At 43.5% G+C, this 9,230-nt stretch carries 6 protein-coding genes and 1 pseudogene; 4 read left to right on the forward strand and 3 right to left on the reverse strand.

Annotation, left to right across the window (positions count from 1 at the left end; all coding sequences use genetic code 11):
- Both MWG72_RS15055 and MWG72_RS15060 read right to left on the reverse strand, forming a co-directional pair.
- On the reverse strand, nucleotides 1–554 hold a 554-nt coding region (locus MWG72_RS15055; protein ID WP_479681891.1), incomplete at its 3' end, for a RipA family octameric membrane protein.
- Nucleotides 555–618: 64 nt separating this feature from the next.
- Nucleotides 619–3,513 carry a valine--tRNA ligase gene (locus MWG72_RS15060; protein WP_247144397.1) on the reverse strand — a complete coding sequence of 965 codons (2,895 nt, stop codon included), beginning with the start codon at nucleotides 3,511–3,513 and terminating at the stop codon, nucleotides 619–621.
- 175 nt (nucleotides 3,514–3,688) lie between these two features.
- Here MWG72_RS15060 and MWG72_RS15065 point away from each other — a divergent pair, with 175 nt between their 5' ends.
- The 3 genes from MWG72_RS15065 to MWG72_RS15075 all read left to right on the forward strand — a co-directional run bounded on the left by MWG72_RS15065 (nucleotide 3,689) and on the right by MWG72_RS15075 (nucleotide 6,875).
- A complete protein-coding gene (locus MWG72_RS15065) occupies nucleotides 3,689–4,360 on the forward strand; it encodes a hypothetical protein (RefSeq protein ID WP_004646248.1) in 672 nt (223 codons plus the stop codon).
- A 20-nt stretch (nucleotides 4,361–4,380) separates the two neighbouring features.
- Nucleotides 4,381–5,187 (forward strand): SDR family oxidoreductase, encoded by an 807-nt coding sequence (locus tag MWG72_RS15070; RefSeq protein WP_247144398.1) that lies wholly within the window; start codon nucleotides 4,381–4,383, stop codon nucleotides 5,185–5,187.
- A 413-nt stretch (nucleotides 5,188–5,600) separates the two neighbouring features.
- Nucleotides 5,601–6,875, forward strand: a complete 1,275-nt coding sequence (locus MWG72_RS15075; protein ID WP_005246989.1) for a glutaminase — start codon at nucleotides 5,601–5,603, stop codon at nucleotides 6,873–6,875.
- Between the two features lie 92 nt (nucleotides 6,876–6,967).
- Here the strand turns inward: MWG72_RS15075 and dhaK are convergent, their stop codons facing one another.
- Entirely contained in the window at nucleotides 6,968–8,698 is a 1,731-nt protein-coding gene (gene dhaK, locus MWG72_RS15080) for a dihydroxyacetone kinase subunit DhaK (RefSeq protein WP_247144399.1), read from the reverse strand.
- A 289-nt stretch (nucleotides 8,699–8,987) separates the two neighbouring features.
- Between dhaK and MWG72_RS15085 the strand changes: the two are divergent.
- Nucleotides 8,988–9,230, forward strand: a pseudogene (locus tag MWG72_RS15085) (endonuclease domain-containing protein); the annotation flags it as partial.

Genomic DNA, 9,230 nt, shown 5'->3' on the forward strand with positions numbered 1-9,230 from the left:
AAAGTTTTAATTGTAGTACCATCTATTATTTCTTCTTTCCAATATTTTGATTTTTTTTCTTTATCTTTATATAAATTCGTATAGATACTATTTTTAACTTCAATTAAATCTTTATTGAATAGAGTATGAAAATCTGTAGTATTTTTTACATCTGCATAAAATTTTCTTAATCTTTCTTCAGCTTCATATACTTGAATCTCCCAATATTCTTGCCAGAATTTTGCCCCAGCGGCGATTTGCATTTGAAAAAATGATATAAAAACACCTACAAAACAAACAGCTGTATGTATAAATGGGACGGTATTATTTGAATAAATAATACAAGCAATTAGAACACCTTGAAAAATCATAAAGAAGTTATTTCGTTGAACTAATTGAGTAATCTCAAAATTACGGGTTTTAACAGCAATATAATAGAGTTTCTTTAGTCTTTCTTCCTGCTCTTTTTCTTTATCTTCGTTTGTTTCCCTTAACTTAGTAATTATTGTGAGTAAGTTATTTCCTTTTTTGAAAAATGGTGAGCTGAGATTAGATAAAAATTCAAATTTTTTCATTTAAAAAAATAAAGGGCTGAATAATCAGCCCTTTATACACAAATTAGATCAAACTAACAACACATTAAAGCGCCGCAATCTGCTCCATATTCGCTTTAATCTTCGCTAACTGATCAGCAAACTCAGCAAGTTTCACTTTCTCGCCTTCAACCACAGCCGCAGGTGCTTTCGCCACAAAACCTTCATTGCTAAGTTTAGTGGCAATTTGGTCATGTTGCTTTTGAACCTTGTCTAAGTCTTTTTGTAGACGACCTAATTCCGCTTTAGGGTCAATTAAGCCCTTCATTGGCACATATACAGATACGTGACCGACTACAGAAGATGAAGACAATGGTGGTTGTTCGCCATCCGCCAAGAAGGTAATGCTTTCAACTTTAGCCAATGCTTTGAACAACGGTTCAATACGTGCAATCTGCGCTTTTTCAGCATCAGTGGTATTTTGCAGCAGAACAGGCAACAAACGCGCATTACCTAGACCCATCTCGCCACGGATATTACGTACCGCACCAATCAAACCTTGCAGCCATTGCATATCTGCTTCAGCCTGTTCATTCATCAATGCTTGCTCAGCAACAGGGTACGGCGCCAACATAATAGTTTCGCCAGTGATGCCAAGTTTCGGCGCAAGCGTTTGCCAGATTTCTTCAGTCAGATAAGGCATCAACGGATGCGCCAAACGTAAAGACGCTTCCATCACCGCTAACAATACACGACGTACTTCAGCTTTACGCTCTTCAGACACATTTTCATCGTTCAGAACTGGTTTGGTTAACTCAACATACCAGTCACAGTATTCATTCCAGATGAACTCGTAAATCGCTTGTGCAGCCAGGTCTAAACGGTAGGTTGCAAATGCTGTTTGCACCGCTTGTTCCGCTTTTTGCAGACGGCTTACGATCCATTGTTCAGGCAATTCCCAAAGGTCTTGACGTGCTTCTGAACCAATAGTTTGACCTTCGACATTCATCATCACGAAACGGGTTGCGTTCCAGATTTTGTTGGCAAAATTACGGTAACCTTCAACACGTTTCATGTCGAACTTGATGTCACGACCAGTGTTCGCAAGCGCACAGAAGGTGAAACGAACCGCGTCTGTACCGTAAGATTGAATACCTTCAGGGAATTCTTTACGGGTTGATTTTTCAATCTTCGCTGCTTGTTTCGGGTTCATCAAACCTGTTGTACGTTTTTGTACTAAGGTTTCAAGATCCACACCATCAATCAAGTCTAATGGATCAAGTACGTTACCCTTAGATTTAGACATCTTCTGACCTTCGCCATCACGTACCAAACCGTGAACGTACACGGTTTTAAACGGCACTTGTGGCGTACCATCTTCATTCTTCATGAAGTGCATGGTCAGCATGATCATACGTGCCACCCAGAAGAAGATGATGTCAAAACCAGTGACAAGCACATCAGTCGGGTGGAAGGTATTTAAGAAGTAGTTGGCTTTATCTTTCGCTGCGTCGCCTGTCCAACCCAAAGTTGAGAACGTCCAAAGACCCGATGAGAACCATGTATCCAATACGTCTTCGTCTTGGTTTAATTGAACATCGGCAGGGATGTTGTTTTTCGCCCGAACTTCAGCTTCGTCACGACCAACGAATACGTTACCTTCAGCATCGTACCAAGCCGGAATGCGGTGACCCCACCACAATTGACGTGAGATACACCAGTCTTGCATATTGTTCATCCAAGCCATGTACATGTTGCTGTACTGCTCAGGAACGAACTTGATACGGCCGTCTTGAACTGCTTCAATCGCAGGTTTCGCAAGTGGCGCAATTTTTACATACCATTGGTCAGTCAGTAATGGCTCAACGATCACGCCTGAACGGTCACCGCGAGGTGGTTTTAATGTATAAGGTTGAATCTGGTCTAACCAGCCTTCAGCTTCAGCCTGTTCAACGATCTTCTTACGTGCCTCAAAACGTTCTAAACCAATGTAGTCCGCAGGTGCAGGGATGGTTTTAGAAATTTGTTCGCCCGCTTTCGCAATGTATTCAAACTCAGCAAGAACTTCAGCATTTTTGTTGAAGATGTTGATGATTGGCAATTCGCAGCGTTTACCTACTTCATAGTCATTGAAGTCATGCGCAGGGGTGATTTTTACACAGCCTGTACCGAATTCTTTGTCGACATATTCGTCTTTAACGATAGGAACTGCACGACCTGTAATTGGCAGGATAATGTTCTTGCCAACCAAATCCGCATAGCGTTCATCATCAAGGGCAACCGCAACTGCAGTATCACCTAACAATGTTTCAGGACGTGTTGTCGCAACCACGATATGATCTTTGCCATCGTGGGTGCGAAGTGACTTGTCTTCAAAGAAATATTTGAAGTGCCACAGTGAACCTGCTTCTTCTTTATCAGACTCAACTTCCAGGTCAGAAAGGGCAGTTTGTAGTTTTGGATCCCAGTTAACTAAGCGTTTACCACGGTAGATCAGGTCTTCTTCATGCAGTTTCACGAAAACTTCTTTAACCGCGTTTGAAAGACCTTCATCCATGGTGAAGCGTTCACGTGACCAGTCTACAGAAGAACCTAGGCGACGGATTTGACGGGTAATGTTACCGCCAGATTGTTCTTTCCATTCCCATACTTTTTCGATGAACTTTTCACGGCCCAGGTCATGACGGCTAATACCTTCAGCACCCAACTGACGCTCAACCACCATTTGCGTTGCAATACCTGCGTGGTCAGTACCCGGTTGCCAAAGCGTATTTTTACCAGACATACGGTTAAAACGGGTTAAGGCATCCATGATGGCATTGTTAAAACCATGACCCATGTGCAGGCTACCCGTGACGTTTGGTGGCGGAATCATGATACAGAAAGATTCGCCTTTTTCAGACGGCTTAAAGTAGCCACGCTCTTCCCAAGTTTGGTACCATTTTTTCTCGATCTCGGTCGGATCGTAGGTTGTCGCGATATTTTGCGCTGAGTCAGTCATAGTCTAAACAGATTAAAAGTGAATGAAAAATTGCATCTATTGTAGCAAAAAAAATAGTGCATGCGGCAGCTTAACCAAATGCAAACTTTAGCCAATTGGCATGTATAGCAACTCATCGTATGATAGATTGATAAAAAAACGCGACTCATCGCAGCATATCAAAAAGGATAATAAGATGAGCTATAACATTTCCCTGAAGCTTCAACCCGAAACCCATCAGCGCTTTAAAGACCTTCATTCCAGATTAAATGCCGGCGAGCGAGACAGTCTTGCCAGACCCTTAGGTGAAAATCTGGCCGATATGGCCTGTGAAATTATTGACCAGATTTTTGGTCAGGTGGTGCAGTTGGCCAATTCACCGGACAGCGAGTCCGAAAAAGTGATTCAGCAGATTATGCATAACACCCGTAAATATATGCCGTGGTCGGTTTCGTTGTTTGGCAATGAGCGTCTGATGCCTATGGTGAACTATTTGCATCGCATGACCTATGAGCATCAAGGTGATGCTTTTGTTCGATATCCGGTGGAAAAATTGCTGGTGATGGAGTTGCTCGGCTGTATTGACCAGATGAAAAATGGTAATCATCAATATGTATCACCCGCTTTAAAAGCCTTTACTCAGGTGGTCGATCAAGGGGTGACACATCTGATCCGTGAACCGAAAAAAATGTTGAAATTTAATGTGGTGGTCGATAAAACCTTGAATGGGGTGATTCATTTAACCACCCAGTTAGGCTATAAACGTTTTGACAAGCTCGGTAGCATCTATGATGCCGATACGATGAGTTATTATTTTGAGCATTTGCTGGCATTTCTGGAAGATGAAATGCAGCACCATATTCATTAAAACAAGGGAAAGAGGATTTCATGGCGAAAGTTGAAGACTTAAATGGAAAAGTGGTCTGGATTACCGGCGCATCTTCAGGGATTGGCAAGGCGATTGCCCAGCAATGTGCTGAACTCGGAGCCCAGGTGGTACTGACTGCACGCCGGCATGCAGAACTGGAAAATGTTCGCCAAAGTCTCACTAATCCAGATCAGCATATTTCAGTCATTGCCGATATCACGGATGAAAGCCAGGTTCGTCATGCCTATGAACAGGTTTTGCAACAAAAAGGCCGGATTGACTGGCTGATTAATAATGCAGGACTCAGTCAACGTGCCCTGATTCAGCACACCACCATGCAGACTGAACGCGCCATTATGGAAGTGGATTATTTCTCGCAGGTGTTTTTGACAAAAACGGTCTTGCCAACTTTCTTGAAACAGCAGTCTGGACGGATTGCATTTATTTCCAGTGTGGCAGGTTTGCTTGGCACCCAGTATCGCGCATCTTATTCCGCTGCCAAAGGTGCAATACATATGTGGGCGAATAGCCTGCGTGCTGAAGTGGCGGATCAGGGTATTCAGATCTCGGTGATTTTCCCGGGCTTTGTCAAAACCAATGTCTCTTTTAATGCCTTAAATGGTGAAGGCAAACCGCAAGCCAAGCAGGATGAAGCAATTGAAAATGGTTTAGAGGCTGATGATTTTGCTAAACAGACGGTGAGGGCGTTACAGCAGGGCGAGGAATACATTGTAGTTGGTGGATCTAAAGAAAAACTGGGCGTACTGGTTTCACGTATTTCACCGAAGATGCTGTATAAAATGATTCGCAAGACTAAAGTGAAATAGATTATTTAGCATACATAAAAGGGCAGCATTGCCCTTTTTTTGATATTCCTTAAAAAGAAAAAATTAAAATAGATCTTTTTCATAAATCAAAACATGATCATTATATTCATATTTAAATGGATATTAAAAGTTCCGTCTCCCTTTGGGATAAGAAGCATAGCTTCGCAAGAGGATGAGGGGGATTTCTTAGAAAAAAACCTCTCCTAAAAGGAGAGGGAATTCCCTTTGTAGTGATTCAATTATAATTTATGGAAGAACTCTAATATATGTACCATTTATTTCTGGAGAATCGGATCCAGAGAGTACAGCTCTGATAACACGGATATGCAGAAAATTACCTTTTCACTCTGGTACTTAAGCCAAAAGCCGGTATGTTAATTAAAAATAACAGCCAACTGGAATAAGCTCATTCGATGAAAACACCGGTGCCAGACTACCTCAAGCATGTTTTAACTTCCTGCCGTGACAATGAAAAAGGTGCCCTGGCAGATTATATTCCTGAGCTGGCAGCAGTAGACCCGGATAAGTTCGCTTTGGCACTCTCTACCGTAGATGGCACGATCTATTCAACCGGTGATGACGAAGTTGAGTTCACCATGCAGTCTATGTCCAAGCCTTTTGCCTATGCCTTGGCTTTGCAGAAAGTCGGCTTGACCAAGGTCATGGAAAAAGTAGGCGTGGAGCCTTCGGGTGAGGCCTTTAACCAGATTTCACTGGAGAAGGATTCCAATATTCCAAAAAATCCGATGATCAATTCGGGTGCAATTACCACCCATTCTCTGATTCCCTATAAACGGACGGTGTCCCGTGCAGAGCAATTGCGCCGTTTTTTAAGTGGTCTGGCTGGGCGTGAACTGAGTTTTGATACCGAAGTATATACCTCTGAACTGAAAACAGCATTTCGTAACAGATCCCTGGGCTATATGCTGCGTACCGTGGGGGTGCTGGAAGAAGATCCAGAAGCGATTGTTAATGGTTATATCAAGCAGTGTTCAATCAAGGTGACGGTCAAAGACCTGGCGATGATCGCCGGGGTACTCGCCAACGGCGGAATTCAGCCACAAACCGGTAAAAAATTGCTGGACCGTTCTGTAGTGCGGCAAGTCCTGAGTGTGATGCTCACTTGTGGCATGTATGATGCTGCCGGTGACTGGCTGACTACAGTGGGTATTCCGGCCAAAAGTGGGGTTGCAGGCGGTATTATCGGAGTGTTACCTGGACAGGTGGGTATCGCCGTGTTTTCTCCGCGAATTGATGAGCATGGACATAGTGTACGTGGCGTCGATATTTTTGAACGTATGTCCCGGGAAATGGGTCTACATTTGATGGAAGGGACACCATCGGCACAAACTATTTTGCAAAGTCGTTATCTCACCGGTAAACGTGATCATGTGGTGGTGTATGAACTACGTGGCGTATTGCAGTTTACTGAATCGGAAATGCTGCTGCGTATTTTGGAAGATGAACCAGAAGGCAAAAAACGAATTGTGTTGGATCTGACCAATTTGACCTTAATTCATAATGTCGGTGCCCGAATGTTATTTGAAGGTGTGGCCCGTTTGAAGAAGGATGGTCATCCAGTCGTGGTGGTTGATTCGGAAGGAATTTTGAGTGAAGCCCAAATGAAGGGTAATAAAAGGGTCGTGGTCAAAGAAAAACTGACCAAGTATCTGGAAAAATTTCAATAGACGTTTTCCTGCCAGCTTGCTTCAGAACAGGGTATACACCAGTAAATAAAAAAGCCCCGATAATGCGAGGCTTTTTTCAAATCTTGAAATTCTTATTTAATATGTTCAGCAATATCGGTAAAGATTACGCCTAACCCATGTGCACCTGCATCAGGATAGCCCAAGCTACGGTCACCGACCGTACCGGCACGGCCCATACGCGCTACGATCTCTTTAGTAGATTCTGCACCTTTTACCGCAGCCTCTGCACCCAAGACAAAGTTTTCTTTAAACGTCTTGTCGGTATTGGTTGACCAAGAGTCTGCGCAAGGAACCAAAGCATCAATCAGGGTTTTGTCACCGACCACAGCACCACGACCAAATGAACGCTCACCTGTCACTTGAATACCTTTCACTGCTGCTTGCAGCATCTCGGCAAAATCTGCCACGCTTAGGGTTTGTTTGCCCTGAATGGCTTTGCTGGCTGAACGGAAAGCAGAACCCCAAATTGGACCTGACGCACCGCCACAGTGTTCCATAATAATCATGGAACTGTTCAGCAAGAATTCATCCATATACTGTGCTTGAATCAGGCTTTGCCATTCACGTTTCAGCTGTTTAAAACCTTTTGCGACGCTCATGCCAAAATCGCCGTCGCCTGCATGCGCATCTAGTTCGCAGAATGGCACTTCATTTTTGATGATGCAGGCTGCCATCACATCGACCACATAACGCATATTTTCTATCGTGAATTGCTCATTCTGAATTTCAGCATGTTCAGCTTGGGTTTCAACTTCGGTATTGGCGGTTTCTCTTGCTGCTGCATCTTGTGCTGCAAATTCAAATGGTAGGGCAGGCGAGCCATCCAGCTTAAAGGCAGGGGTATTGGCTTCCGCATCCAGATAGGTTTTCAGTTCATCATCCACAGCAAGTAATGAGACCGATGCACCATTCATGTCGATACTGGTCATGTAGTTGCCAACAAATGTACGGTAAATCTTGATGCCTTTACGTGCCAGATGTTCGCATACATCATTGTTAAACACATACAGTTCTTGCATTGGTGTTGAACCAAAGCCGTTGACTAGAACAGCAACTTCAGTCAGATCAGGACGGTCCAGAAACAGGTCATCGATAATACGTTGTGCCAGCTCTTTGGATGGCAGGATTTTTTCACGACGGATACCCGGTTCGCCGTGGATGCCGACGCCGTATTCCATTTCATCATTCGCCAAGGTGAAGGTGGGTGTGCCTTTGGCAGGAACGGTACATGAGGTATAGGCGAAACCAAGACTAATCACGTTATCTGCTGCTTTTTGAGCCACGGCTTTGACTTCCGCAAGCTCTAAACCTTTAGAGGCAGCAGTACCTGCAATTTTGTGCACGAAGATGGTACCAGCAACACCACGACGACCGACCGTATAAAGGCTGTCTTTTACCGCGATATCATCCGCCACTTTTACATAATCGACTTTAATGCCATCTTCTGCTGCCAAAGCTGCACCATTCTGGAAATTCATCATATCGCCAGAATAGTTTTTGATGATCATCAGTACACCTTTGTCTGTCGCGACATGTTGCAGGGCTTTGTAGACCTGAATTTGAGAAGGTGATGCAAATACATCACCACACACGGCCGCGTCTAACATGCCTGTACCGACAAAGCCTGCATGTGCAGGTTCGTGACCACTGCCACCGCCACTGATCAGTGCCACGTTGTTGTGTTTCTCTTTACGTGAAATGATTTTATGGGATTCGGTAAATTGTAGTTCAGGATGGGCAAGGACAAAGCCTTTGCACATTTCGACAACCAAGTTTTCAGGGTTGTTGATGAGTTTTTTCATGGAGGAAGGCCTTCACGTATTCTGGGAGATGTGTAAAGTCTTATTATTATGGAAATGTTTGAAATTTGCAGACTGAAAAGTGTAAAAACAGATGATTTTGGGGTGAGCGGTTAGAAAAGGGGCAGTTTCAGATTTTTTATTGGTTGTTAAATTTTACCTCTCCCTAACCTTCTCCTAAAAGGAGAGGGAATGTCTATTCATAAATTTATGTCAGCATTTAAATAGTAATGAATGCTCCCTCTCCCATTGGGAGAGGGTCGGGGTGAGGGATTTCGTAAAGTAAATATGAGGTTTGCAGTTCTATCGGCAAAAGCCAATTTTAAATTACATCGTGAATTTTTACTGTCCTGCTGTGAATTTGGTGATTGAGTGCGATGGCAGTCAACACTTTACAAATGAAGGCTTAGAAGCGGATCGGGTCCGAGATGAAGCCTTGGCTCAACTCGGATTGAAAGTGCTTAGGTTTGATAACGGGCAGGTGATCGAACAGTTGGATAATGTGGTAGAAGTGATTTATCAATTTATTCAACAA

Source organism: Acinetobacter lwoffii, from assembly GCF_022967985.1.
Lineage (GTDB): Bacteria > Pseudomonadota > Gammaproteobacteria > Pseudomonadales > Moraxellaceae > Acinetobacter.